At 73.2% G+C, this 24,822-nt stretch carries 26 protein-coding genes; 11 read left to right on the top strand and 15 right to left on the bottom strand.

Features of this window, described 5'->3' with window-relative positions; translation table 11 throughout:
* Nucleotides 1-38: 38 nt before the first annotated feature.
* The gene (locus tag ASG94_RS09420) at nt 39-1,994 is read left to right on the top strand and encodes an APC family permease (protein WP_056925993.1); all 1,956 of its coding nucleotides are present in this window, start codon (nt 39-41) and stop codon (nt 1,992-1,994) included.
* Nucleotides 1,995-2,001: 7 nt separating this feature from the next.
* The gene (locus ASG94_RS09415; RefSeq protein WP_056925992.1) at nt 2,002-2,958 is read left to right on the top strand and encodes a DUF389 domain-containing protein; all 957 of its coding nucleotides are present in this window, start codon (nt 2,002-2,004) and stop codon (nt 2,956-2,958) included.
* A gap of 119 nt (nt 2,959-3,077) precedes the next feature.
* Here ASG94_RS09415 and ASG94_RS09410 read toward each other — a convergent pair whose 3' ends face one another.
* The 8 genes from ASG94_RS09410 to ASG94_RS09375 form a co-directional block, all read right to left on the bottom strand.
* On the bottom strand, nt 3,078-4,088 hold the full coding sequence (locus tag ASG94_RS09410; protein WP_235537186.1) for an adenylate/guanylate cyclase domain-containing protein: 1,011 nt from the start codon (nt 4,086-4,088) through the stop codon (nt 3,078-3,080).
* 134 nt (nt 4,089-4,222) lie between these two features.
* On the bottom strand, nt 4,223-4,597 hold the full coding sequence (locus ASG94_RS09405; RefSeq protein WP_056925990.1) for a cyclic nucleotide-binding domain-containing protein: 375 nt from the start codon (nt 4,595-4,597) through the stop codon (nt 4,223-4,225).
* 90 nt (nt 4,598-4,687) lie between these two features.
* Complete coding sequence (locus ASG94_RS09400; protein WP_056925989.1) at nt 4,688-5,914, bottom strand: arginine deiminase; 1,227 nt, start codon at nt 5,912-5,914, stop codon at nt 4,688-4,690.
* 62 nt (nt 5,915-5,976) lie between these two features.
* Nucleotides 5,977-7,101 carry a GNAT family N-acetyltransferase gene (locus ASG94_RS21335; RefSeq protein WP_082624027.1) on the bottom strand — a complete coding sequence of 375 codons (1,125 nt, stop codon included), beginning with the start codon at nt 7,099-7,101 and terminating at the stop codon, nt 5,977-5,979.
* Nucleotides 7,098-7,700 carry a TMEM165/GDT1 family protein gene (locus ASG94_RS09390; protein WP_056926406.1) on the bottom strand — a complete coding sequence of 201 codons (603 nt, stop codon included), beginning with the start codon at nt 7,698-7,700 and terminating at the stop codon, nt 7,098-7,100. The genes ASG94_RS21335 and ASG94_RS09390 overlap by 4 nt, the downstream gene beginning before the upstream one ends.
* A gap of 9 nt (nt 7,701-7,709) precedes the next feature.
* Nucleotides 7,710-8,894 carry a nickel pincer cofactor biosynthesis protein LarC gene (larC, locus tag ASG94_RS09385; protein WP_056925988.1) on the bottom strand — a complete coding sequence of 395 codons (1,185 nt, stop codon included), beginning with the start codon at nt 8,892-8,894 and terminating at the stop codon, nt 7,710-7,712.
* Nucleotides 8,891-9,601 (bottom strand): nickel pincer cofactor biosynthesis protein LarB, encoded by a 711-nt coding sequence (gene larB / locus ASG94_RS09380; protein WP_056925987.1) that lies wholly within the window; start codon nt 9,599-9,601, stop codon nt 8,891-8,893. Before larB ends, larC begins: the two co-directional genes overlap by 4 nt.
* 33 nt (nt 9,602-9,634) lie before the next feature.
* Nucleotides 9,635-10,495: a prephenate dehydratase gene (locus ASG94_RS09375; RefSeq protein ID WP_056925986.1), complete on the bottom strand. Its 861-nt coding sequence runs from the start codon at nt 10,493-10,495 to the stop codon at nt 9,635-9,637.
* A 70-nt stretch (nt 10,496-10,565) separates the two neighbouring features.
* Here ASG94_RS09375 and ASG94_RS09370 point away from each other — a divergent pair, with 70 nt between their 5' ends.
* On the top strand, nt 10,566-10,964 hold the full coding sequence (locus ASG94_RS09370; RefSeq protein WP_235537185.1) for a DUF4446 family protein: 399 nt from the start codon (nt 10,566-10,568) through the stop codon (nt 10,962-10,964).
* A gap of 36 nt (nt 10,965-11,000) precedes the next feature.
* Here the strand turns inward: ASG94_RS09370 and ASG94_RS09365 are convergent, their stop codons facing one another.
* Nucleotides 11,001-11,720, bottom strand: a complete 720-nt coding sequence (locus tag ASG94_RS09365; protein WP_156411491.1) for an alpha/beta hydrolase — start codon at nt 11,718-11,720, stop codon at nt 11,001-11,003.
* A 119-nt stretch (nt 11,721-11,839) separates the two neighbouring features.
* Nucleotides 11,840-13,417, bottom strand: coding sequence for a YegS/Rv2252/BmrU family lipid kinase (locus ASG94_RS09360; RefSeq protein ID WP_056925984.1), 1,578 nt, complete (start codon nt 13,415-13,417; stop codon nt 11,840-11,842).
* A 40-nt stretch (nt 13,418-13,457) separates the two neighbouring features.
* On the opposite strand from ASG94_RS09360, the gene serS reads away from it, so the two are divergent.
* Genes serS through ASG94_RS09335 form a run of 5 tightly spaced genes read left to right on the top strand, consistent with a single transcriptional unit; the run spans nt 13,458 to nt 17,560 of the window.
* Nucleotides 13,458-14,723 carry a serine--tRNA ligase gene (gene serS / locus ASG94_RS09355; RefSeq protein WP_056925983.1) on the top strand — a complete coding sequence of 422 codons (1,266 nt, stop codon included), beginning with the start codon at nt 13,458-13,460 and terminating at the stop codon, nt 14,721-14,723.
* Entirely contained in the window at nt 14,720-15,547 is an 828-nt protein-coding gene (locus tag ASG94_RS09350) for an HAD family hydrolase (RefSeq protein ID WP_056925982.1), read from the top strand. Before serS ends, ASG94_RS09350 begins: the two co-directional genes overlap by 4 nt.
* Nucleotides 15,544-16,353, top strand: coding sequence for a Cof-type HAD-IIB family hydrolase (locus tag ASG94_RS09345; protein WP_056925981.1), 810 nt, complete (start codon nt 15,544-15,546; stop codon nt 16,351-16,353). The genes ASG94_RS09350 and ASG94_RS09345 overlap by 4 nt, the downstream gene beginning before the upstream one ends.
* A gap of 5 nt (nt 16,354-16,358) precedes the next feature.
* Nucleotides 16,359-16,955 (top strand): hypothetical protein, encoded by a 597-nt coding sequence (locus ASG94_RS09340; protein ID WP_056925980.1) that lies wholly within the window; start codon nt 16,359-16,361, stop codon nt 16,953-16,955.
* Entirely contained in the window at nt 16,952-17,560 is a 609-nt protein-coding gene (locus ASG94_RS09335) for a hypothetical protein (RefSeq protein WP_056925979.1), read from the top strand. The genes ASG94_RS09340 and ASG94_RS09335 overlap by 4 nt, the downstream gene beginning before the upstream one ends.
* A 3-nt stretch (nt 17,561-17,563) precedes the next feature.
* Here ASG94_RS09335 and ASG94_RS09330 read toward each other — a convergent pair whose 3' ends face one another.
* The 4 genes from ASG94_RS09330 to mobA form a co-directional block, all read right to left on the bottom strand.
* Nucleotides 17,564-18,214 (bottom strand): bacterial proteasome activator family protein, encoded by a 651-nt coding sequence (locus ASG94_RS09330; protein ID WP_056925978.1) that lies wholly within the window; start codon nt 18,212-18,214, stop codon nt 17,564-17,566.
* Nucleotides 18,215-18,557: 343 nt separating this feature from the next.
* A complete protein-coding gene (locus ASG94_RS09325; RefSeq protein ID WP_056925977.1) occupies nt 18,558-19,526 on the bottom strand; it encodes an NAD(P)H-quinone oxidoreductase in 969 nt (322 codons plus the stop codon).
* Between the two features lie 67 nt (nt 19,527-19,593).
* Nucleotides 19,594-19,920, bottom strand: a complete 327-nt coding sequence (locus tag ASG94_RS09320) for a DUF6457 domain-containing protein (RefSeq protein ID WP_056925976.1) — start codon at nt 19,918-19,920, stop codon at nt 19,594-19,596.
* Nucleotides 19,921-19,978: 58 nt separating this feature from the next.
* Complete coding sequence (gene mobA, locus ASG94_RS09315; RefSeq protein ID WP_056925975.1) at nt 19,979-20,557, bottom strand: molybdenum cofactor guanylyltransferase; 579 nt, start codon at nt 20,555-20,557, stop codon at nt 19,979-19,981.
* A 66-nt stretch (nt 20,558-20,623) separates the two neighbouring features.
* Between mobA and ASG94_RS09310 the strand changes: the two genes are divergently transcribed.
* Genes ASG94_RS09310 through ASG94_RS09300 form a run of 3 tightly spaced genes read left to right on the top strand, consistent with a single transcriptional unit; the run spans nt 20,624 to nt 23,334 of the window.
* Nucleotides 20,624-21,934, top strand: coding sequence for a hypothetical protein (locus ASG94_RS09310; RefSeq protein ID WP_156411490.1), 1,311 nt, complete (start codon nt 20,624-20,626; stop codon nt 21,932-21,934).
* A gap of 31 nt (nt 21,935-21,965) precedes the next feature.
* A complete protein-coding gene (locus ASG94_RS09305; protein WP_056925974.1) occupies nt 21,966-22,193 on the top strand; it encodes a biotin/lipoyl-binding carrier protein in 228 nt (75 codons plus the stop codon).
* Nucleotides 22,194-22,230: 37 nt separating this feature from the next.
* Nucleotides 22,231-23,334, top strand: a complete 1,104-nt coding sequence (locus ASG94_RS09300; RefSeq protein ID WP_056925973.1) for a zinc-binding dehydrogenase — start codon at nt 22,231-22,233, stop codon at nt 23,332-23,334.
* Nucleotides 23,335-23,349: 15 nt separating this feature from the next.
* Here ASG94_RS09300 and gndA read toward each other — a convergent pair whose 3' ends face one another.
* Complete coding sequence (gene gndA / locus ASG94_RS09295) at nt 23,350-24,804, bottom strand: NADP-dependent phosphogluconate dehydrogenase (RefSeq protein WP_056925972.1); 1,455 nt, start codon at nt 24,802-24,804, stop codon at nt 23,350-23,352.
* Nucleotides 24,805-24,822 lie beyond the last annotated feature (18 nt).

Below are 24,822 nucleotides of genomic sequence, written 5' to 3'. Positions count from 1 at the left end.
TGACCACCTGCACGGTGGGTCACCTACGCTTCCCGGTTGTGACCCCTGACGTGACCGAGCGGAGCCGCTTCAACGCGTGGCTGCTGGAGACCACCGAGCAGTCCGACCCCGGCGGCTTCTACGAGGGTGAGCGGGAGGCCACCGCGCAGCACCACGTCAAGCCGTGGTGGAAGGTCATGTGCCTGACCGGCGTGGACTACTTCTCCACCCTCGGCTACCAGCCGGGCATCGCCGCGCTCGCCGCCGGCGCGCTGGCCCCGATCGCCACCCTCATGCTGGTCCTGGTCACCCTGTTCGGGGCCCTGCCGATGTATCGGCGCGTGGCCCGGGAGAGCCCCCACGGCGACGGGAGCCTCTCGATGCTGGAGCGGCTCCTCTCCTACTGGCCCAGCAAGGTCCTGGTGCTGTCCCTCCTCGGGTTCGTCGCCACCGGATTCATCATCACCATCACGCTCTCCGCCGCCGACGCCTCCGCCCACCTGGTCGAGAACCCGTTCCTGACCGATGCGCTCCACGGTCAGGAGGTGTGGCTGACGCTGGGCCTCCTCGTGCTGCTCGGGGCGGTGTTCCTCAAGGGGTTCAGCGAGGCCATCGGCATCGCGGTGGTCCTGGTGATCGGCTACATCGGCCTGTCCCTGGTGGTCGTGGCCAACGGGTTCTGGCACGTCGTCGAGAACCCCGGCACCGTCACCGACTGGACCAACGCCGTCACCGAGGCCCACGCCTCACCCCTGGCCGTCCTCGGCGCGTCGCTGCTGGTCTTCCCCGCCCTCGCGCTGGGGCTGTCCGGGTTCGAGACCGGCGTGGTGGTCATGCCCCTGGTCAAGGGCGACCCCCACGACACCCCGACCCACCCCGAGGGCCGGATCCGCAACACCAAGAAGCTGCTCACCACCGCAGCGCTGATCATGTCGGTGATGCTGATGGGGTCGGCGATCGTCACGACCCTGCTGATCCCCGCCGCCGAGTTCGAGCCGGGCGGTGAGGCCAACGGCCGCGCCCTGGCCTACCTGGCGCACGAGAACCTCGGCGACGGGTTCGGCACCGCCTACGACGTCGCGACCATCGCGATCCTGTGGTTCGCCGGGTCCTCGGCCATGGCCGGACTGCTCAACATCGTCCCCCGCTACCTGCCCCGGTACGGCATGGCCCCCGACTGGGCCCGTGCGACCCGCCCGCTCGTGCTCGTGTTCACCCTCATCTCGGTCGTGGTCACCGTCGCGTTCCAGGCCGAGGTCGACGCGCAGGCCGGGGCCTACGCCACGGGCGTGCTGGCGCTGATGACCTCGGCGGCCGTCGCGGTCACGCTGACGGAGTGGCGCCGCGGCCACCGCCGCGCCGGAGCCTTCTTCGGCGTCGTCGCCGCGGTGTTCGTCTACACCCTCGGCGTCACCATCCTCGACCGTCCGGAGGGCCTGCTCATCGCGCTCGTCTTCATCGCGATGATCGTGGTCATCTCCCTGGTCTCCCGGATCAGCCGGTCCACCGAGCTGCGCGTCCAGGAGGTCACCTTCGACACCACTGCCCAGGAGCTGCTCGACGAGGTCCTCGTCAAGAACGCGCCGGTGCGGTTCATCGCCAACAAGATCCAGGCCGGGGACCACGCGGAGTACCACGAGAAGTCCCTCGACGTCCGCCTCGACAACCACCTCGACGTCGCTGAGACTGCCGTGTTCCTGGAGGTCGAGGTCAGCGACGCCAGTGACTTCGCGACCACCGTCGAGGTGTTCGGCGTCCGCGTCGGCCACCACCGGGTGCTGCGAGCCATCGGTCCCAGCGTCCCCAACGTGCTCGCGGCGGTCCTGCTCGCCGTCACCGAGCAGGACGACATGCCTTCCCACATCTACTTCGAGTGGTCGGAGAAGGGGCCGGGACAGAACGCCCTGCGGTTCCTGTTCGCCGGGGAGGGCGACATCCCGCCCCTCACGCACGAGATCCTGCGCCGCGCCGTCCCCGACCCCGGCCAGCGGCCCGTGGTCCACGTGGGAGGGTGAGCTCGCCATGCAGCACCTGCGCATCACCTCGCCGACCCACCTGACCGACGACGTGGTCGCCGTCTTCGACGGCGACCCGGCGGTCAGCCAGCTCTCGGTCCTCCGAGGAGCCTCGCTGACGCCCGCGGGCGACATCGTCATGGCCGACGTCGCCCGCGAGGCCACCAACGAGCTCATCGACCGCCTCGACCGCCTCGGCATCCCCGAGCACGGCACCATCCACGTCGAACCGGTGACCGCCTGGGTCTCCCGGGCCGGCTACGACGCCGAGCGCCGCACCCCCGGCGCCAGCGCCGACGCCGTCGTGTGGGCGGACGTCACCCAGCGTGCCTACGAGGAGTCCGAGCTCAACTGGACCTACCTGTCGTTCATGACGCTGGCCACGCTGCTCGCGTCCATCGCGATCGTCGTCGACTCCCAGGTCCTCGTCATCGGCGCCATGGTGCTCGGACCCGAGTTCGTCCCCATCGCCGCCCTCGGGCTCGCACTCGTACGACGCCGCTCCACGCTGTTCAGGCTGGCTGCCCGCACGCTGGTGGTCGGGTTCGGCATCGCCATCACCCTGACGACCGTCGCCGCGCTCGCCGCCCGAGCCCTCGGCTGGGTGGTCACCGAGGACGTCACCGGCGAACGCCCGGGGACGGACTTCATCTACTCACCCGACAAGTGGTCCTTCATCGTCGCCCTCATCGCCGCCGCCGCAGGTGTCCTCTCCCTGACCAGCGCCAAGGTCGGGGGGCTCTCCGGCGTCTTCATCTCCGTCACCACCGTCCCGGCCGCAGGAAACGTCGCTCTCGGTGTCGCGTTCGGCGCATGGGGTGAGGTCACCGGGAGCGCCATCCAGCTGGCCCTCAACATCGCCGGGATGGTCCTCGCCGGATGGGCCACCCTGGCTCTCCAGCACCTCGTGTGGAACCGCAAGGCCCACCACCGGCAACGAGTCCTCCGCCAGGACACTCCATGAACCGCCAGCCGCCGGACCGGTAGGACGTCACCGGCGCGCCGGTCTGCCTCGTCGGGGTCGCGGTGATCATGTACGTCCCGCGCACCGCCGGCTGAGTCCCGACCGATCCGGGTCTCCGGTCAGTCCGCCCGGGGCAGCCGCAGGCTCCACGCCTCCAGGCGCGAGTAGCCCTTGACCGAGACGCGTCGCAGCCGCTTGAGCCGGTACGGCGGGGGGTCGGCGTCCGCGCGGTCCTCGGCCCCGTCCTCGCCGGCGCCGCCGACGGGACCGGCGGAGTGGGAGCCGTCGGACTCCTCGGCCGCGGCAGGCGGCTCGGCAGGCGCACCTGCGGGCGGGGCCAGCGCATCGTGCATGCCCCGGTCGACGACCACGGTGCCCGGCCGGGCCACCGAGGTGAGCCGGGCGGCGATGTTGACCGTGGGGCCGAAGACGTCCCCGAGCCGGCTGACGACCGGGCCGTGGGCCAGCCCGGCCCGGACGGCGGGGAAGGGGTCGTCCTCGTCGAGGCCGCGCCCGACGAGCGCCAGCGCGATCGCGGCCGCCGCGTGCGCGTCGTCGGCGGTCAGGAGGATCTCGTCGCCGATCGTCTTGATGACCCGGCCGCCGAGGTCGACGGCGATCCCGGTCGCCTCCTGCTCGAAGCGCTCGATCCAGGCCACGAGGTCGCGCTCGTCGAGGTTCTTGCTCTGCGTGGTGTAGCCGACGATGTCGACGAAGCACACGGCCATGTCGGTCTGGGTGGCCATGGTCGACTCCACCGACAGCAGCCGGCTGGCGGCGCTGGCGAGGTGCCGGCGCCACACGTAGGACTGGAGCGCCTCGACCCGCGGCAGCACCCCGGCGGCGAGCTCGGCCATCCGCACGTCGGGGTCCGGGCCCTCGACCGCGAGGCCGGCGAGCAGGCTGGTCTGCCACTCGGCCAGCCGGGCGTAGCTGCGGCCCCACGTGCGCACCAGGGCGGCCTGGGAGTCCTCGCCCAGGATACCCATGCGCCGCAGGTCCGCGGTCAGCTGCAGTGCCTGCACGTCGCTGTCGGTGAAGGCCACGTCGTCGTCGGACCGGTTGGCGAAGCCGAGCAGCCGCCACAGCTCGGTGGCCAGCTCCACCGGTACGCCGGCGCGCTCGGCCACCTGGAGGCGCGTCAGGTTCGGCGGGCCGCCGAGCAGGAACGCCTCGACGTGGTCGTACGCATCGGCCAGCGCCGCCGCGGTGGGCGGCGGCCCTCCCGCGTCGGGGGCGGGAGCACCCGGCTCGAGGTCGTCGCTCAGGACGGGCCCTGACGCTCCGCGGTCGCCGACCGCACGGCCTCGCCGAAGGCGGGCACCTCGACGACCAGGCGCTCCAGCGTCTCCCCGGTGAGGTGGATGACCCGCAGCGGGGTGAGGGCCACGACGCTGGCGGTGCGCAGGGACCGGTTGAGGATCGCCGCCTCGCCCAGGATCTGGCCGGGCCCGAGGACGGCGACCTCCTGGCCGCGACGACGGACCGAGACCTCACCCTCCTCGAGGATGTAGGCCTTGTCGGCGGGGGTCTGCTCGGCGATGGGGGACCAGCCCTGGGGCAGCGTGAGGGTGGTGCCGGCGGACCTGATCCGGGCGACCTCGCTGGGGGACAGGCCGTCGAAGATCGAAGAGCTCATGCGTGGTGCCTCTCTGGGTGCGCACGTGGGGGTACGACCCTCCAACGATCGGGGAAGCCCGACGTGATGCGTGACCTGCGCCGCAGCGGACTACTCGACCGGCAGCGGGTCCCGCGAGACCGGGCACGACATGCAGCGCGGGCCACCGCGGCCCGAGCCGAGCTCGGAGCCGGCGATGCGCACGACCTCGATGCCGGCCTCCTCGAGGCGGTCGTTGGTCTCGTCGTTGCGCTCGTAGGCGACCGCCACCCGCGGCGCGAGGGCCAGGGTGTTGTTGCCGTCGTCCCACTGCTCGCGCTCGGCCGTCACCGGGTCGAGGCCGGTGTCGATCTGGTGCAGGGTGTCGATCTGCATGGCCTTGGCGGCCGCCACCAGGAAGGGCTCCGGCTCGGCCACGGCGAGCACCATGTCGGAGTCGGCCGAGCCCCAGTCGGCGACGGTGACGGCGATGGCGGTCAGCGTGTGGGCGACGTTGGGGTACATCACGACCTTGTCGACGTCGACCATCGTGCAGACGGTGTCGAGGTGCATCGTGGCCCGCTCCTGGGCGATCGGCACGGCCAGCACGGTGTGCGCGAGGTCGGCGTCGAAGACCTGGCGGGCGAGCCGCTCGACGCCGGCGGGCGTCGTACGCTCCCCGACCCCGACCGCGATGATGCCGGGAGCCAGCAGCAGCACGTCGCCGCCCTCGACGTGCTCGTTGTGCCAGCCGTGGATCTTGCGGGTCTGGCCGGCGAAGCGGGGGTGCTCGGTGTAGATCAGCTCGGTCAGCTGGGTCTCGCGCTTGCGCGCGGGCATGGCCAGGCTGGTGACCGCCACCCGGTCACGGATCCACACGCTGGAGTCGCGGGTGAAGAGCAGGTTGGGGAGCGGGTCGATGAGGAAGTCGAAGGGGCTCAGCAGGCTGGTCACCAGCCCGTGGCCGCCACGCACCTCGTCGTTGCGGATGCCGGCCGTCAGCACCTGGGTCAGCTCGGCCGGGGTGGAGTCGCGCAGGGCGGTGGCGAGGTAGCGGCGCAGGGTGTCGCCGAGGTGCAGGCCGCTCAGGGCGGAGGTGATCGCGTGGTTGCGCGCGCTCTCGCTCTCCAGCGTCTCGGTGAGCAGCTCGGTCAGGTAGAGCACCTCGACGCCCCGCTGGCGCAGGGTGTCGGCGAAGGCGTCGTGCTCGTCCTGCGCCCGGCTCACCCACGGGATGCCGTCGAAGAGCAGCTTGTCGTTGTTGCGTGGTGTCAGGCGCTTCAGCTCGGGGCCGGGGCGGTGGAGCATGACGGTCCGGAGCGTGCCGACCTCGCTGTCGGCGCCGTGGGTTGCAGGCATGGGGTGACTGTAGTGGGCCCGGGGCGGTCCCGCCCACCGCCGTGGGGTGGGCCGACGGCCGGTCAGCGGGTGTTCCGCGCCGCCCACTCCTCGGCGAGGATCGCCCACCGCTGCGAGTCGGTCCACTCGCCCTTGGACCAGAAGTCGGCCCGGGAGTCGAGCTCGAGCCGCATCCCGAGCCGGCGGGCCAGGGCGGCCGAGCGCGGGTTGCGGGTGTCGAGGTCGGCGAAGACCCGGTGCACGCCGTAGTGCCCGAACGCCAGGTCGAGCATGGCCGTCGCGGCCTCGGTGGCGATGCCCCGGCCACCGACGTCGGGGTGGATGACCCAACCGATCTCCGCCATGTCGTGGCCCTCGCCCTTGAGGAAGACCACCAGGTCCCCGACGACGCGGCCCTCGAGCTCGACGACGAGGTTGCAGGCCGTGTGGCTGCGGGGCCCGGCCAGGCGCCGGCGCAGCATGTCGTCGATCTCGGGGCGGCTGAAGGCGTCGTGGAGCAGGTGCTCGGTAACGTCCTCGCGGCCGTAGTAGGCGTGCATGTCGTCGGCGTCCGCCGGGGTCGCGCGCCGCAGCACCAGGCGCTCGGTGCGGATCGGCAGCTCGGGCAGCGGCGGGGTGAGGTGGTCCTCCCGGACCTGCTGGAGGCGCTGCCAGCTGCTGGGCCCGCCGAAGCGCAGCGCGTCGTACGACGTCTGCGGCAGCAGCAGGTCCTCGAGGCGGCTGACGGCCTCGCCGACCATCCCGCGACCCACGTGGTCCCGCGGGTCGGCGGCCAGTCGCTCGAGCGCGGCGTCGAGCTGGGCGGTCCAGCGGGTCTTGTCCCGGATGGTCAGGGGTGAGACGTGCTGGAGGCAGACGTAGCGCCCGGACAGGTACGCCGCCCACTCATCCTCGGCCTCCGCCTGCCGGTCCGCCGGCCAGTAGCCGACGAACCAGTCGTGGAGCCGGTCGGTGCCGCCGGCCCAGTCGACCGGGTCGAGGTGGTCGCGCGGGACCATCGGGGTGCCGTCGGAGAGGAGGTACGACGGCAGCGGGACGAGTCCGGCGGCCATCAGGTCGAGCTGCTCGGCGGTGGCCGGCGCGAAGCGGGTCCGCACGTAGGCGTCGTCCACCTCGGACATCGGGTGGTCGCCGTTGACCTCGCGGTAGCGGCGTCGTACGTCGTCGAGGTCCGGCTCGGCGCTCATGCCCGGGTCATCTCCCACACGGTCAGGCAGGCCATCAGCAGGCAGACGCCGGCGCCGAGGTAGTGCAGGACGCTGAGCCTGATCCGGCTCAGCAGCACCCGGCCCACGATCACGGCCAGGCCGCTGACGGCGAGCAGCGCACCCCAGGCGCCGACGAAGACGCTGAGCGGGTCGTCGTACTTGGCGACGAGGGAGAGGGTCAGCAGCTGCGAGAGGTCACCCCACTCGGCGGCGAAGAGCACCAGGAAGCTGGTGAGGATCACCCTGAGGCCCTGCGCCTCGCCGGCCTTGGCGGCGAACTCCTCCTCCTCGTCCTGCTCGGCGGCGTCGTGGGAGCGGGCCTCGCGCAGCAGGATGACGGCGCCGACGAGGAACATCAGCGCGGCCGCGACGTGCACCACGGTCTCGGGCAGGAAGCTGGCCGCCTTGCCGAGCAGGACGGCGATGAGGGTCTGGACGAAGAAGGCCAGGCCGACGCCGATCCACACGAACAGCGGGCGGAACCTGGTGGAGAGGACGAGGGTCGCGATGAAGGTCTTGTCCGGCAGCTCCACCACGAAGATGGCGGCGAAGGCGAGGGCGACGACGACGAGGTCCACCGGCACAGCCTAGGAGCGGGCCTCGCCGAGCAGGGCGCGGGTGGCGGCGATGGCGTCGGCGAGCACGTCGTTGGCGGGGCGGCCCAGCGCGGTCGCGGCGCGGGCCACGTCCTCCCACTCGGGCTGGGCGTTGACCACCTCACCGGCGTGCCGGGCCAGCTTGACCGCGATCGCCTGGCCGGCCACCTCGACGGCCACCATCTCGCGCTCGAGGGCGTGCTTGGCCAGCCGGGTCTCGCGGACGCCGATGGTCGAGGTGTGCCGCCACAGCGCGTCGCGCACCTCGGCGGCCCGGGTCGAGGAGGTGAGGACCGACAGCGTGTGGGCGGGCCGGCCCTTCTTCATGAGGATGGGCGTCAGCCAGGCGTCGCTGGCCCCGGCCGCGAAGAGGGCGGTGATGACCGAGGGCCAGACCCGGGGGTCGAGGTCGTCGATGTTGGACTCGATGAGCAGCGGCCCCGCGTCGGTGACGGCGGTGGCCCCGGTGAGGATGCGCAGCACGTTGGCGTGGGTGTCCGGGTCGCGGCCCCCGGCCCCGATCCCGATCTCCTCGACCGTCATCGCGGGCTGCGGGCCCCAGGAGTCGGCGAGGGTGGTCAGCAGGGCCGCGCCGGTGGGCGTGCACGACTCGGCGCTGCCCGGACCGGCCAGGGACGGTACGCCGCGCAGCAGCTCGGCCACCGCGGGTGGCGGCACCGGCATCGTGCCGTGCGCCCCGCGGACGGTCCCCGTCCCCACCGCCACCGGTGAGACGACGACCGGGCCCCCGACGTGGGCGTCCAGCCAGGCGAAGCCGGCGCAGACCCCGACGACGTCGGCGATCGCGTCGAGCGCCCCGACCTCGTGGAAGGCGACGTCGAGCGGGTCGGCGCCGTGGACGGTGGCCTCGGCGACGGCGAGGCGCTCGAAGGCGCGGGTGGCGCGGTCGCGGACCTCCTCGTCGAGGTCGGCCCGCTGGAGCAGGCCGCGGATGTCGCGCCAGCTGCGGTGGTGCTCGCTGTCGGCGATCTCGACGTGGCAGCGGGTGGCGGCGAAGCCGTTGCGGGTGACCGTCTCGGGAGCCAGGGCCACCGGCTCGGGCGCGACCGCGTCGACGGCGCCCCGCACGACATCGAGCGGCACCCCGGCACCGAGGAGGGCGCCGAGCAGCATGTCGCCGCTCGCGCCCGCCGAGGCGTCGACCCAGACGGTCATCGGGGCGCCCGGTCGGGGCTGCGCCGGGCGATGCGGGCGGCGGCCACGCCGGCGCCGTACCCGTTGTCGATGTTGACCACGGTCACCCCCGGGGCGCAGGAGTTGAGCATGCCCAGCAGTGCGGCCAACCCACCGAAGGACGCGCCGTACCCGACGCTGGTGGGGACCGCGATGAGCGGCGTCCCGGTGAGGCCCCCGACCACGGAGGGCAGGGCGCCCTCCATGCCGGCGACGACGACGAGGCAGTCGACCTCGTCGAGCCGGTCGCGCACGGCCATCAGGCGGTGCAGGCCGGCCACGCCGACGTCGCGGATCTCGACGGGCTCGGAGCCGTGGCAGGCGACGGTGAGGGCGACCTCGGCGGCGACCGGGGCGTCGGAGGTGCCGGCGGACAGCACGCCGACCCGGCCGCGGGGGACGGGCAGGGGGCCGAGGGTGGCCGCGCGGGCGGTCTCGTGGACGGTCGCACCGGCCTCGCGGGCGGCGACCAGGGCCTCGGCGGAGAGCCTGGTGGCCAGCACGGCGCGGTCGGGGTGGCTGGTGTGCAGGGTGGTCAGGATCGCGGCCACCTGCTCGGGGGTCTTGCCGGCGCCGTACACGACCTCGGGGTCGCCGGTGCGGGCCGCGCGCTCGAGGTCGACGCGGGCGAAGCCGAGGTCGGCGGTCCGGGCGTCGGGGCGCTGGTCGGGCCCGGGGGTCTCACTCACGCGCGCAACGCTAGCGCCGCCCCTGCCAGGGTCCTACCCGGCCCGGAAGGCGTCGGCGGGGTAGACGCCGAGCACCTTGACCTCGGTGGTGAAGAACTCGAGCTCCTCCAGCGCGTTGCGCACGCCCGGGTCGTCGGGGTGGCCGTCGACCTCGGCGAGGAACTGGGTCGCGGTGAAGTGGCCGTCGACCATGTAGCTCTCCAGCTTGGTCATGTTGACGCCGTTGGTCGCGAAGCCGCCCAGCGCCTTGTACAGCGCGGCCGGGAGGTTGCGGACGTTGAAGATGAAGGTGGTGACGATCGGCCCGTCACCGCGCGGCGCCACGTCGTAGTCGCGGGACAGCACGATGAAGCGGGTCGTGTTGTGGTCCTCGTCCTCGATCTCGTCGCGCAGCACCTCCAGCCCGTAGATCTGCGCGGCCAGCGGCGGCGCGATCGCGGCCTGGGTGGGGTCGGCGGCCTCGGCCACCTCGCGGGCCGCGCCCGCGGTGTCGCCCGACACGATCGGGGTGAGCCCGAGCTCGCGGATGACGCCGCGGCACTGGCCCAGGGCGTGCACGTGGCTGTGCACGGTCCGCAGCCCGGCCACGTCGGCGCCCGGGGTGGCCATCAGGGCGAACTGGATGCGCAGGAACCGCTCGCCCACGATGTGCAGGCCGCTCGTCGGCAGGAAGTGGTGGATGTCGGCGACCCGGCCGGCGATCGAGTTGTCGATCGGGATCATCGCCAGGTCGGCGTCACCGTTCTCCACGGCCGCGAAGGCGTCCTCGAACGACGCGCACGGCAGCGACTCCCAGTCCGGGTAGGCCTGCTGGCAGACCAGGTGGGAGTTGGCCCCCGGCTCGCCCTGGTAGGCGATCCGCCGGGCGCCCGGGTGCGGTGCGGGTGAGGTCACGGCTCGGAGTCTGGCACGCGGGCCCGTGTCGCGAGCGCCTCGTCTCAGCGCCCGCCCTAGGGTCGACCCCGTGTGGATCCTCGCCTCGATCGCCCTCGTGCTCGCCCTGCTCGCCGTCGTGCTCGCCGTCGTCGCGCTGCGTCGTACGGCGGCCGCCGGCGCCCGCCCGTCGGCCGACGCCCTCCCCGAGGACGTGCACGGGCTGCGACAGGAGGTCGCGGCCCTCAAGGCCGAGGCCGGCGACGCCCTGCGCCACCTCTCGGTCGTGCGGTACGACGCGTTCGGCGACGTGGGCGGACACCTCAGCTGGAGCCTGGCGTTGCTCGACGACGCCGGCCACGGGGTCGTGCTGACCTCGATCCACGGGCGCAGCGAGGCCCGCACCTACGCCAAGAACATCACCGGCTGGACCTGCGAGCAGCCGCTCTCGCCCGAGGAGGACGAGGCGATCGCGCACGCCCGTGGCTGAGGCCCCGGGGCCTCAGCCCGAGGCGTGACCGGCCGCTCAGCCGTCCAGGAACGTCGAGATCGACGTCCAGTAGCCGGACTCGTCGGAGATGTCGTTGTGGCCCGCGTCGGGGAACGAGACCACAGCGGGGTCACGCAGTGCCTCGATGAGCGCGTCGGTCCGCCTCGGCCGGACGACCCCGTCGCGGGCCGCGCGGACCACCAGGACCGGCGCCCGGACCTGGGGTGCGATCGCGGCGGAGTCCCAGCGGTCCTTGATCAGCCGACCGGCCGGAAGCCCGGGGAACAGGTCCGCGGCGGTGGCGGTCAGGCTGTCGAACGGGGTGATGAGGACGACGTGGTCGAGGGAGCGCTGGGTGGCGACGTGCACGGCGACCGCACTTCCCAGGCTCCTGCCCAGGACGTCCACCCGGGCCCCGGGGTGGCGTGCGGTCACGTGGTCGACCAGCGCCATTGCGTCGTCGCTCAGGGCGCGCTGACTCGGACGACCGTCGCTGGCGCCGTACCCGCGGTAGGCGATCAGGTAGGTCGTGTGCTGCGGGAACCGCTCCGCCACGACCTCTCGCCACGGGTCGAGTCGCTCGCCGTTGCCCCCGAAGTAGACGAGCACCCGGTCGCGGCCCGGGTTGACCACCCACCCGCGCAGCGTGGCCCCACCGACGTCGAGCTCGTGCATCGACGCGTCGGCCGGCACGCGCGTGCTGCCGCGCGGGTAGACCATCTCCCGCACTGCGGCGGAGACAAGGGCGTCCAGCACGGCACCACCCTATGAGCCGGATGGCTGGAACCAGTCCCGATGGTGGGGTAGTCCGTGACGAACGGACCCCGGAACGGCCCGGACAAGGGTCCGATCGTCACGGACCACCCCAGCAGACGTCAGCGGGGGACGCGGACGAGCAGCCGCCCGTGGACGCAGGACATCCGCAGCTCCCGACCGGCGCCGATCGAGTCGCCGTCGAGCTGGCGGGGGGTGTCGGAGGAGGCGCGCAGCACGACCCGCGCGCCCGTCTTGCGGTTGATGAGCTCGTCGGTCTTGGTCGCCTTGGCCAGCACCCGGAGGGCCAGCGGGATCCAGGACACGAAGCGCTGCGGGTGCAGGATCACCACGTCGAGCAGGCCGTCGTCGATCGCGGCGTCCGGCAGCAGCGGCATCCCGGCCTGGAGGTAGCCGACGTTGCCGACGACGACGGTGCGGGCCCGGTGGACGGTGGGCTCCTCGTCGTCGATCTGCACCTCGATCTTGACCGCGGGGAACATCAGGGACCGCAGGCCGGAGATCACGTAGGCGAACCAGCCGACCTTGGCCTTGATGTCGTCGTTGACCCCCTCCATCAGGGCCGCGTCGAAGCCCATCCCGGCCATCACCATGAAGTGGGTGTCCTCGATGCCGTCGCCGCTCACGTCGACGAGGTCGATGGCCCGGTCCTGGCCGTTGAGGGCGACGTCGATCGCCGAGCGGATGTAGAGGGGGATGTCGAGGTTGCGGGCGAGCAGGTTGCCGGTGCCGGCGGGGATGATCCCCACGGGGATGCCGGTGCCCGCCAGCTCGGCGCACACCTCCCGCACGGTCCCGTCGCCCCCGCAGACGAGGACGAGGTCGGCCCCCTCGACGGAGGCCTTCTCGGCCATCCCGGTGCCGGGGTCCTCGACGGTCGTGAGGTGCCAGGTCGGCTCCGACCAGCCGGACTCGGTGGCCATCGAGGTCACGGTGGCCTTGAACGCGCCGACGTCCTCGACCTTGATCGGGTTGAGCACCACCGCGAGCCGGCGCTCGCTGCCGAAGACCTCCGGCAGCGGCTCCTCGTGCACCGCGTGCCCGCGGGGCAGCGGGTTGAACACGGCGATGAACAGCAGCGTCACGGCGAGGCCGAGCAGCGACCCGCCGACCACGTCGGTGGGGTAGTGGCGCCCGAGCATCACCCGGTCGGCCCAGACGACGAGCACGAACAGCACGCACCCGGCGTACGCCCAGCGCCGCAGGCCCGAGCGGCGGACGAGCATCGAGGCCAGCACGGCCAGGATCGCGGCGAACGCGGTCACCGAGGAGGCGTGCCCGGAGGGGAAGGACTTGGTCTCCAGGAAGTCCGCCGTCGCCTGCCACTCCGGGCGGGACCGGGCGAGGTTGAGCTTGACCACGGTCGTGACCAAGGCCGTCGTGATCATCACCAGGACGGTGAACAGCGCCGCCCGGCGGTGCTTGCTGTAGAGCAGGGCGCCGGCCAGCAGCACCGTCAGCACCGTCATCCCGATGGTGCTGAAGGCGTGCTCCACGAGGCTGAGGAAGGTCAGCAGGTGCTCGTGGTCGTCGGCCCAGTCCTCGGCGTTGCGGCCCCACGTGTCCACGGAGTCGAGGGGGGACCGGTCCTGCTGGGCCACCATCCAGGCGATGACGGCGAAGGCGACGGCGAAGGCGGCCGACCAGAGGAGGGTCACGTGGCGGGGGCGGTCGAGCACCGCGCCAGTATGCCGGGCGCCTGCGGATAGCCTTGCACCCGTGATCGACCCCCGCCTGCTCCGAGACGACCCCGACCGCGTGCGTGCCGCCCAGACGAAGCGCGGGCTCTCCCCCGACGTCGTCGACCGGGCGCTGGCCGCCGACGAGGCCCGCCGGGCCACGATCGCGGCCTACGAGAACCGCCGGGCCGAGCAGAAGGCGATGGGCAAGGAGGTCGCCCGGGCCCAGGGCGAGGAGAAGCAGGCGCTGCTCGCGCAGGTCAAGGACCTCGCCTCCGCCGTCAAGGAGCTCGAGGCCGCCCAGAACGCGGCCGAGCTGGCCTGGGACGACGCCATCCGGGCGATCCCCAACGTCGCCGCGGACGAGGCCCCGGCCGGTGGCGAGGAGGACTTCGCGACCATCGAGCACGTCGGCGCGCCGCGCGAGTTCGACTTCGAGCCGCGCGACCACATCGAGCTCGGCCGGATGCTGGGCGCCATCGACCTCGAGCGTGGGGCCAAGGTGTCGGGCTCGCGCTTCTACTTCCTCACCGGTATCGGGGCCCGCCTCGAGCTGGCGCTGGTCAACATGGCCATGGACCAGGCCCGCGAGGCCGGCTTCACCCAGGTCATCGCCCCGTCGCTGGTCAAGCCGCGCGCGATGGAGGGCACCGGCTTCCTCGGCCAGGCCGCCGACGACGTCTACCGCATCGAGGGCGAGGACATGTACCTCGTCGGCACCAGCGAGGTCGCCATGGCGGCGTACCACTCCGACGAGATCCTGGACGGCGCGTCGCTGCCGCTGCGCTACGCCGCCTTCAGCCCGTGCTTCCGCAAGGAGGCCGGCTCGCACGGCAAGGACACCAAGGGCATCATCCGCGTCCACTGGTTCGACAAGGTCGAGATGTTCGTCTACACGACGCTCGAGGAGTCGTACGCCGAGCACGAGCGGCTGCTGGCCTGGGAGAAGGAGTTCCTCGACAAGCTCGGGCTCGCCTACCGCGTCATCGACGTGGCCGCCGGCGACCTCGGCCTGTCGGCGATCCGCAAGTTCGACTGCGAGGTGTGGATCCCCACCCAGGGCAAGTTCCGCGAGCTGACGTCGACCTCCAACTGCCTCGACTTCCAGACCCGTCGCCTCGACACCCGCCAGCGCACCGACGCCGGCATCGCCCCGGTGGCCACCCTCAACGGGACGCTGACGGCGATCACCCGCACCATCGTGGCGATCCTCGAGACCCATCAGAACGCCGATGGCTCGGTCACCGTGCCCGAGGCACTGCGGCCCTACCTGGGAGGGCTCGAGGTCCTGGAGCCCCTCGCGTGAGCGACTGGACCCCGGGCCTGGTCGCGCTCGACATCGACGGCACGCTGCTGGCCTGGGTCGAGGGCTCCGGGCAGACCTACGAGCAGATCTCCCCACGGCTCCACGACGCCGTCCAGCGGGCGCGGGCCGCCGGTGCGCACATCGTGCTGGCCAGCGGCCGCTCGCCGCACGGCATGACGATGATCGCCGACCTGCTCGACATCCACGACGGCGACCAGGACCCGCTGTGGATCGTGGCGTCCAACGGTGCCGTGGTCTTCCGCTACCCGCCGGTGGAGGTGGTGCACGAGGAGACCTTCGACGCCGCCCCCGCGGTCGCCGCGGTGCTGGAGCGCCACCCCGAGGCCCTGGTCGCGGTGGAGGAGCGGGGCCGCGGCTACCGGGTCAACCGGCACTTCCCCGAGGGCGAGCTCTCCGGCGAGATGATCCTGACCGACCTCCACGAGATCGTCGGTCACCCCGTCAGCCGGGTGATCATCCGCGACCCCAACGCCAGCGCCGACGACTTCGTCCAGCTCGCCGACACCCTCGGGCTGCACTCCATCGGGTACGTCGTCGGGTGGACCGCCTGGCTCGACCTCTCGCCGCAGGGCGTCCACAAGGCCTCCGGCCTGCAGCACGTCGCCGACGCGCTCGGCGTCGACGCCCGCGACGTGCTGGCCATCGGCGACGGCCGCAACGACATCGAGATGCTGCGCTGGGCCGGTCGCGGCGTGGCCATGGGCCAGGCGGTCGAGGAGGTCCGTGAGGTCGCCGACGTCGTCACCGACAGCGTGTACGACGACGGGGCCGCGGTCGAGCTCGAGCGCTGGTTCCCCGCATGAGCCGACCCCGGCTGGTCGCCACCGACCTCGACGGCACCCTGCTCCACACCGACGGCACGGTCACCGACCGCACCCGCGCGGTCCTCACCGCCCTCGACGACCTCGGGATCCCCGTCGTCTTCACCACCGGCCGCCCCATCCGCTGGATGGAGCAGCTGTGGGAGGAGGTCGGCGGCCACGGCCTGGCCATCTGCAGCAACGGCGGCATCGTGTACGACGTCGCCCGCCGCGCAGTCCGGACCGCGCGGACCATCCCGACCGAGGTCCTGCTCGAGGTCGCGACGGCGATCCGCCGCGAGATCCCCGGGTCGACGTTCGCCCTGGAGAAGACCACCGGGTTCGCCCGCGAGCACGACTTCATGCCGCGGCTCGCGGTCAACGTCGCCCCCGACGTCCTGGCCGGCACCTTCGAGGAGATCGCCGACGACACGGTGGTCAAGCTGCTCGCGCGACACGAGGAGCACGGCCCGGAGGACTACTGGCGCCGCGTCGAGGACGCGGTCGGGGAGCAGGTCGTCGCCACGTGGTCGTCGGTCGGGACCCTCGTCGAGATCAGTGCCGCGGGCGTCACCAAGGCGACCACGCTGGCGACGCTGGCCGCCGAGCTGGGGTCGGGTCCCGACGAGGTGATCGCCTTCGGCGACATGCCCAACGACCTGCCGCTGCTCGAGTGGGCCGGGACGTCGTACGCCATGGCCAACGCCCACCCGACGGTGATCGCGATGGCCGACCACACGGCCCCCCGCAACGACGAGGACGGGGTCGCTGATGTGCTCATCCGGGTGTTCGACCTGTCGGTAGGGTGACGCGCATGTCCTCCCGCCTCCCGACGGTGCTGGCCCCTGCGCTGCGCGCGCTGGTGGCCTGCGTGCTGGTGGTCGGCGGCATGGTGCTGGCCGTGCAGTCGCCGGCCGCCGCCTGCACGTGCCAGCCGGCCAGCGCCGAGCGTCAGACGTCGCGCGCGGACGCCGTCTTCATCGGCACGGTCGACACCGTGACCGAGGTCGGCCAGCAGTACGAGATGGCCGTCACGGCCACCCGGGCCTACAAGGGCACCGTCGATCGCAGCACCACCGTGACGACGCCCCGTCAGACGACCGCGTGCGGCATCGGCAAGCCCCGACCGGGCAGCGACTACCTCTTCATCGTCCGCGGGGACGCCCCGCCGTACGTCGCCAACAGCTGTGACGGGACCGGCCAGGTCGACGCCGACCGGGTGGCCCAGATCGAGGGCATCCTCGGCACCGGCGAGGCCGTGCAGCCGCCCCCGCCCCCGACGGCCACCCGCACCCTGGTCGAGGAGTCCCCACCCGCGTCGTTCGCGCGGCTGGCCGCTCCCGGAGGGGCGCTCCTCATCGTCGGCCTGCTCGGGCTCGTCGTGGTCCGGCGACGGGGTCGCCGGGCGTGACGTCGCCCTCCCGGCTGCTGGACCGGGTCCTGCTCGTCGTCCCTGGGGTGCTCGTCCCCGGGCTGCTCGTCCCCGTGCTGGGCGCGGCGCTGGTCCTGACGGGACCGCCGGCCGCGGCCTCCTGCGCGGAGCCCAGCGCCGAGCTCGCCGACGGCAGCGACCTCGCCTTCTCCGGCGTCGTGCTCGACCGGTCCACGTCGGGTGGCGACCCGATGGTGACGGTGCGGGTCGACCGCGTCTTCAAGGGGGAGGTGACCCGTCGGGTCGACGTGGTCAGCGACGCGTCCGACGACGGCTACGCGATCGACGCCGACATCGACGACGAGGTGGTGGTCTTCGCGCAGCTCGTCGACGACCAGGTGACCAGCGGCCTGTGCACCGTCGTGGTCGGCCCTGGCACGTACTACGACCGCGTGCTGGAGGACCTCGGACCGGGGACGGCGCCGTCCGAGGGCTACACGCAGGCGGAGCGCAGCGGGCTGACCTACGACCAGTGGAGCATGGGCCGGCTGGTCACCGGCGTGCTCGGGCTCGCGGTGCTGGGCGTCGTCGCCTGGCGCTCCCTCCGGGCGTGGCGGGCCCGTCGGGCGTCCGGGGCGGGGTAGGCCTCAGAGGTACATCCCGCCGGACTCGCCGGGGGTCGGGGGCTCGCCGGTGGGCATGGTGGGCATGCCCTGCGGCTGCGGGTGGGGTTGGCCGTCGGCGTGCACGCCCGGGGGCAGGGCCTTGCGCATCTGCTCGAGCTGGTTGCGCGCGGCCATCTGCTGGGCGTAGATCGCGGTCTGGATGCCGTGGAAGAGTCCCTCGAGCCAGCCCACGAGCTGGGCCTGGGCGATCCGCAGCTCCCCCTCGGAGGGGGTGCTGTCCTCGGTGAAGGGGAGGGTGAGGCGCTCGAGCTCCTCGACCAGCTCGGGCGCCAGCCCGGCCTCGAGCTCCTTGATGGAGGCCTGGTGGATGTCCTTGAGGCGGTTGCGGCTCGCCTCGTCGAGCGGCGCGGCCTTCACCTCCTCGAGCAGCTGACGGATCATCGAGCCGATCCGCATGACCTTCGCCGGCTGCTCGACCAGCTCGGTGATGTGCCGCTGGCCCTCCTCGTCGGAGTCGTCCGTCTCGGCGTCGGGTCCGGGCATCGCGGGCAGCGCGCTGGCCGGGATCGTCCCGATGGGGCGCCCGTCCGGACCGACCACCACCACCTGCTCCTCGCCGGAGGGGTCCTGCTGGTCGTGCTGGTGCTGGGGGGTCCCCTGCTGCTCGCTCATGCGATCCACCCTAGCCGCGGGTCCGAGTGGTGCCGCAGGCCTCTGCGTCCCTCATGGGTGCGCAGTCACGCCGGCGCGAGGACCCGCTGGGGGCTGCGCACGTGCGCGGTCTTCGGGCCGAGCGGGGGGTCCTTCCCTGCGCACGTGCGCGGCCCCAGGGCCGAGCGGGGTTTCCTTCCCGGCGCGGGTACGCAGGGAAGACGCCGCGGAACACTGCTGGGGCTGCGTGGGTGCGCAGGCATGAGGCCGCCGAACAGCACCGGCGCTGCGCGGGTGCGCAGGGAAGGAGCTGCGGACCACCACGGGAGCTGCGCACGTGCGCGACCCCGCGGCACCACCGATCTCAGAGGGTCAGCACGATCTTCCCGATGTGGTCGCTGGACTCCATCAGCGCGTGCGCGGCGGCGACGTCCTCGAGGGGCATCGTCGTGTGCACGATCGGCCGGACCGTGCCGTCGGCGACGAGCGGCCACACGTTGTCGACCACCGAGGCGCAGATGGCGGCCTTGTCGTCGGCCGGCCGCGCCCGTAGCGAGGTGGCGAGCACGGCGCCGCGCTTGCGGAGCAGCGCGTTGATGTCGAGCTCGCCCTTGGTGCCGCCCTGCATGCCGATGATGACCAGCCGCCCCTCGGTGGCGAGCGCCTCGACGTTGCGCCCCAGGTAGGAGGCCCCCATGTTGTCGAGGATGACGTCGGCGCCGCCGTCGGCGGTGACCACGTCGACGTAGTCCTCCTCGCGGTAGTTGATCGTGACGTCCGCACCCAGCTCGGCGCAGGCCGCGAGCTTGGCGGCACTGCCGGCCGTGGCGAAGACCTTGGCGGAGGTGGCGCTGGCGAGCTGGATGGCCATCGTGCCGATCCCGCCCGACCCGCCGTGCACGAGGAAGCGGTCTCCCGGCTGGAGCCCGGCGACCATGAAGACGTTGGACCACACGGTGCAGGCCACCTCGGGCAGCGCCGCCGCCTCGACGAGGGAGACCCCGTGCGGCACCGGCATCAGCTGGCCGACGGGCACGACGACGTACGCCGCGTAGCCGCCGCCGGCGAGGAGCGCGCAGACCTCGTCGCCCACCGCCCAGCCCTCGACGCCCTCACCGAGCGCGGCGACCGTGCCGCTGCACTCGAGCCCGATCACCTCGGACGCCCCGGGCGGCGGCGGGTAGAAGCCCTGGCGCTGCAGCGTGTCGGCCCGGTTGACGGCGGTCGCGACCACGGCCACCAGCACCTCGCCGGGACCCGGCGTCGGGTCGGGCAGCTCGCCCACGGACAGGACCTCGGGACCTCCGGTACCGGAGGCGATCACGGCTCGCATGGGTCCACCATGCCAGTCCGCCGGCCCGGTCGGACGGCCCGGTCGGACGGCCCGGTGGACCGCCGGGCTACTCCTCCTCGAAGTCCTCACCGGTGTGGTCGACGGTGGAGTCGTCGGGGACGTCGTCGTCGACGTCGTCGGGGTCCGGGGCGCCGGCCGGGCGCTCCCACCGCTCGGCCAGTCCCTGGGCGAGGGCCGCCAGTCGCTCGATCTCCTCGGGGTCGGCGTCGCGGGAGCCCACCGCCACCCCGAGCAGGTAGGCGGTGACCGGCGCGGCGGTCTTCTGCACGTTCTTCGCCGCCGCGCGCGCAAGGTCGAGCACGAGGCCCTCGTCGACCTCGGTCTCGACGTCGAGCACGTCGCACAGCTCATCGATCCAGTCGTGGAGGTTCACACGGTCAATCTCCACCCGGGAGGATTGGGCGTGCAAGTACCTAGCGGGTGCCGGCGGGTCAGCGCTGGAGGTCGCGCCAGTCCGCCCAGGTGTCCACGTCGCGGGCCTCGGCGCCGTCCGCCGCCACGTCCGCCAGGTCCAGGTCGGTCAGCAGGGCGCGCAGCGACATCCCGTGCTGGTGCTCGAGGTCGGGTCTCACGGCCGTGAGCCGGTCGGCCGCGACGACCCCGGCGAGCTGGCGCCGACCGTCCTGGTCCACCAGGAAGGCCCCGTCGCGTCCCTGCGCCGCGTCCCGGAGCCGGCGCAGCGTGCGTGCGGTCACGTGCGGCATGTCGACGGCCAGCACCCCGACCAGGGTGGGCCGGCGCAGCAGCGCGTCGACGCCGGTGAGGAGCCCGGCCACCGGCCCGCCGCGCGGCGGGTCCTCGCGGGTGAAGGTCACCGGTCGCGTGGTGGGCACCGACCGCGGGCCGACCACGACCACCTCCTCGGCGTCGAGGAACGCGTCGATGGTCCGCTCCAGCAGGGTCCGGCCGCCGAGCTCGAGGCCGGCCTTGTCGATGCCGTCCATGCGTGCCGCCGTACCGCCCGCGAGGACGACCCCGCAGAAGCCCGCCGCGTCCAGGTCCAGTGCCATGCCCCGAGTCTCCCAGTCGTGTCCTCCCGGCGTGGCCGTCGAGCCCTCCGCTGTAGCCTTCGGGCCGTGTCTTCCCCCTCCCGGGGGCCCGCCAGGGGCCGCCGCATCGCCGACAAGCCGCCGTCGAGGTGGCGTCGTGGCCCGGTGTCGAACCCGGCGTCCGGCGGCCCGGAGTCGAACCCCGCGTCCAGCGGTCCGGTGCCCCACGGCAATCAGCCCGGCGAGCGGCCCGGCAAGCGTGCGCAGCGGGCGCCGGAGACGGACGGCGGCGAGGCCCGGGAGCCCGCCCCTGCCGCGCCGCCCGTCACCGCGCCCGTCCCGGAAGAAGGCGACCACGGGGCCGCACCCGGTGCTGAGGCCGCCGCACCCGTCGACCTCCCGCCCCCCGGTCCCGGGCTCGAGGTCTCGCCCCGCACCCGTGGCGTGCTGTGGCTGCTGGCCGGGCTGGTGCTCCTCACCGGCGTGGCCGCCCTGGTCGCCGCCGCCCTCGGCCGGGGGCCGGGATGGCTCGACGGGGTCGGCGCCGTCGCGGTGGCCACCGTCCTGTCCTGGGCCCTGGCCGTGCGCACCGGCGGGCGCCCGTGGGTCACCGCCGCCCTCGCGCTGGCGATCGGCGGCACGGCCGTCGTGGTCGACACGGCCGTGCTGCGCACCGGCGCCGCGGTCCTCACCACCGTGACCGGGGGCGTGCTGGCGGTGATGCTCACCGTCCCGGCGGCCACCTACTGGCGCGCCTGCCGCGAGGTCCTCGTCGCGACGGTGCTGGCCGCGATCACCGCGGTGGCGGCGGTCGGCTTCGAGCCCACGGTCACCGTGCCCCGTTTCGACTACGCGTCCCTGCTGCTGGGACTGGTGCTCGTCTTCGCCCTGGTCTACCGCCTCGGCGCGGGCCTCCACGGCCTCGGTCGCCGCGGCCTGGTCGCGGTGCTGGTCGGCGCCGTGCTGCTGGTCCTCACGCTGGCCTACGCCGAGCTGCTGAGGCGGTACGGCGCGGGGTCGGTCGTGCAGTCCGTCCTCGAGTTCGTCGACTGGACCACCGAGCGGATCGGGGCCTTCCCGCGACCGCTGGTGGTGCTGCTCGGCATCCCGGCCCTGGTCTGGGGCACCCACATGCGGGCCCGTCGTCGCCAGGGCTGGTGGGTCTGCGCCTTCGGCGTCACCGCCACCATCCCGCTCGCGCAGGGCCTGCTCGACCCCGAGGGCAGCTTCGCCGAGGCCGGCCTGCAGGCGGCGTACTCCCTCGTCCCCGGCCTGCTGCTCGGCTACCTCGTGGTGCGCGCCGACCTGGCCCTCACCGGCCCGCGCGGTCGCCGCGGTCGCCGCGCGGAGGAGGCCGAGGCGCACCGCCCCGAGCCCTCGCGCCTCGCGGAACTCTGACTACGCCCCGGTAACGGCTAGCGTCGCCCCCATGGCCCGTTCCCAGTCCACCGAGATCCTCGCCGAGATGGTGGCCAACGTCCTTGTCGTTTCGTGCGAGGTCGGCGACACCATCGCCCAGGGCGACACCGTGATCCTGCTGGAGTCGATGAAGATGGAGATCCCCGTGCTCGCCGAGCGCGCGGGCACGGTCACGGCCATCAAGGTCACCGCCGGCGACGTCGTCCAGGAGGGCGACCCGCTGATCGTGCTGGACTGAGCACCCCGGCGGGGGCCACGTGCGGCACAGTGGCCCCATGCTGATCCGTGGTGCCGTCCTGGAGTCGATCGGGGCCTCGCGCCCGTACGCCGACTCCCGTCCCCTCACCATCGGCGAGGTCGAGCTGGACCCGCCCGGACCCGGCGAGCTGCTCGTGCGCGTCGAGGCCGCCGGCCTGTGCCACTCCGACCTCTCCGTCGTCGACGGCAACCGGGTGCGCCCGGTCCCGATGCTGCTCGGCCACGAGGCCGCGGGCCGGGTCGTCGAGGCAGGGCCCGGTGCGACCGTCCCGGTCGGCACCCGCGTCGTCCTGACCTTCCTCCCCCGGTGCGGCGAGTGTGCCGCCTGCGCCACCGACGGGCTGGCCCCGTGCATCCCGGGCAGCGCGGCCAACAACGCCGGGCACCTCGTCGGCGGTGCCCAGCGGCTGCACCGCGACGGCGCCGACGTCTTCCACCACCTCGGCGTCTCGGGCTTCGCCGACCACGCGGTGGTCCACGAGACCTCGGTGGTCGCGGTCGACGACGACGTGCCCGCCGAGGTCGCCGCCGTGCTGGGGTGTGCCGTCCTCACCGGCGGTGGTGCGGTCCTCAACGCCGGCCGGCCCACGCCGGGCCAGACCGTCGCCGTCGTCGGGCTCGGGGGAGTCGGGATGGCCGCGGTGCTGACCGCGCTCGCCCAGGACGGCGTACGCGTCGTCGGCGTCGACACCCTCCCGGAGAAGCTCGACGCCGCCCGGCGACTGGGTGCCCACGACGCCCTGACGCCCGACGAGGCCCTCGAGCAGGGCCTCCAGGCCGAGGTCGTCATCGAGTGCGTCGGACGCGCCCGCGCCTTCGAGTCGGCGATCGGGCTGACCGCCCCCGGCGGCCGGACCGTGACCGTGGGCCTGCCCGCCCCCGACGACACGGCCACCGTGTCGCCGCTGGCCCTGGTCGCGCAGGGCCGCACCATCATCGGCAGCTACCTCGGCTCGGCCGTCCCGAGCCGGGACATCCCCGTCTTCGCCGAGCTCTGGCGCACCGGGCGGCTGCCGGTCGAGCACCTGGTGTCGTCGCACATCGCCCTCGAGGACATCAACGAGGGCATGGACCAGCTCGCCGACGGACACGCGATCCGCCAGGTCATCACCTTCGGCTGAGGGGCCGCCCGCCGGTCAGCCGGCCGACTCCTCGGGACGCCCGTCCTCGGCCCACCGCGTGTGGAAGGTGCCGTCGCGGTCGGTCCGCTGGTAGGTGTGCGCGCCGAAGTTGTCGCGCAGCGCCTGGATGAGCGCCGCCGGCAGCCGGTCGCGCCGCAGGCCGTCGAAGTAGGCCAGCGACGAGGAGAACGCAGGGGTCGGTACGCCGCCGCGCGCCGCGGTCGCGACCACCTCGCGCCAGGCGTCGACGCCGTCCTTGACGGCGTCGGCGAAGTACGGCGTGGTCAGCAGCGTGGTCAGGTCGGGCTCGTCGGCGTACGCCTCCTTGATCCGGTCGAGGAACTGCGCCCGGATGATGCAGCCGCCGCGCCAGATCGTGGCCACCTCGCCGAGGTCGATGTCCCAGCCGTGCGCCTCCGCGCCGGCCGCGATCTGGTCGAACCCCTGGGCGTAGGCGACGACCTTGGAGGCATAGAGCGCCGCGCGGACCTGGTCGACGAAGGCGTCGCGGTCGACCTCGACGCGCTGCGCCTCGGGGTCGGTGGCGAAGACCTCCCGCGCGGCGGCGCGCTGCTCGGTGTGGCCCGACAGCGACCGGGCGAAGGTGGCCTCGGCGATGCCGGTGACGGGGACGCCGAGCTCGAGGGCGTTCTGCACGGTCCAGCGTCCCGTGCCCTTCTGCTCCGCGGCGTCGCGCACGACGTCCACGAACGCGTGCCCGGTCGCGGCGTCGGTGTGACGCAGCACGTCGGCGGTCATCTCGATGAGGAACGACTCGAGGTCGCCGCCGTTCCACTCCTCGAAGACGTCCGCGACCTGGGCGGGCTCGAGGCCGAGCACCGAGCGCAGCAGGTCGTAGGACTCGGCGATGAGCTGCATGTCGGCGTACTCGATGCCGTTGTGCACCATCTTCACGAAGTGCCCGGCGCCGTCGGGGCCGACGTGGGCGCAGCAGGGCGTGCCGTCGACGACTGCGGCGATCGACTCGACCACCGGGCGCAGCCGCTCGTACGCGTGCTCGGAGCCGCCGACCATGATCGAGGGGCCGTGGAGGGCGCCCTCCTCGCCGCCGGAGACCCCCATGCCGACGAAGTGCAGGCCGTGCTCGGCCAGGGCTTCCTGCCGGCGGATGGTGTCGGTGAAGAGTGCGTTGCCGGCGTCGACGACGATGTCGTCCTCGTCGAGTAGCGGCACGAGCTCGTCGACCACCGCGTCGGTGGCCTCGCCGGCCTTGACCATGATGACGATCGCGCGCGGACGGGCGATGGCTGCCACCAGCTCCTCTAGGGACTCGGCGCCGACGAAGTCGCCCTCGTCGCCGTAGTCCTCGAGCAGCGCGGTCGTCCGCGCGGTCGTGCGGTTGTGCACCGCGATCGTGTGGCCGTTGCGGGCGATGTTGCGCGCCAGGTTGCGTCCCATGGTGGCCAGTCCGGTGAGTCCGATGGTCGCTCGAGCCTGCTCGTCGGTCATGTCTCGCCCAACGTGCAC

The sequence above is a fragment of the Nocardioides sp. Soil805 genome (assembly GCF_001429625.1).
Classification (GTDB): Bacteria; Actinomycetota; Actinomycetes; order Propionibacteriales; family Nocardioidaceae; genus Nocardioides.
Note: the sequence above shows the minus strand (reverse complement) of the source record. Positions and strands in the feature narration are given on the sequence as shown.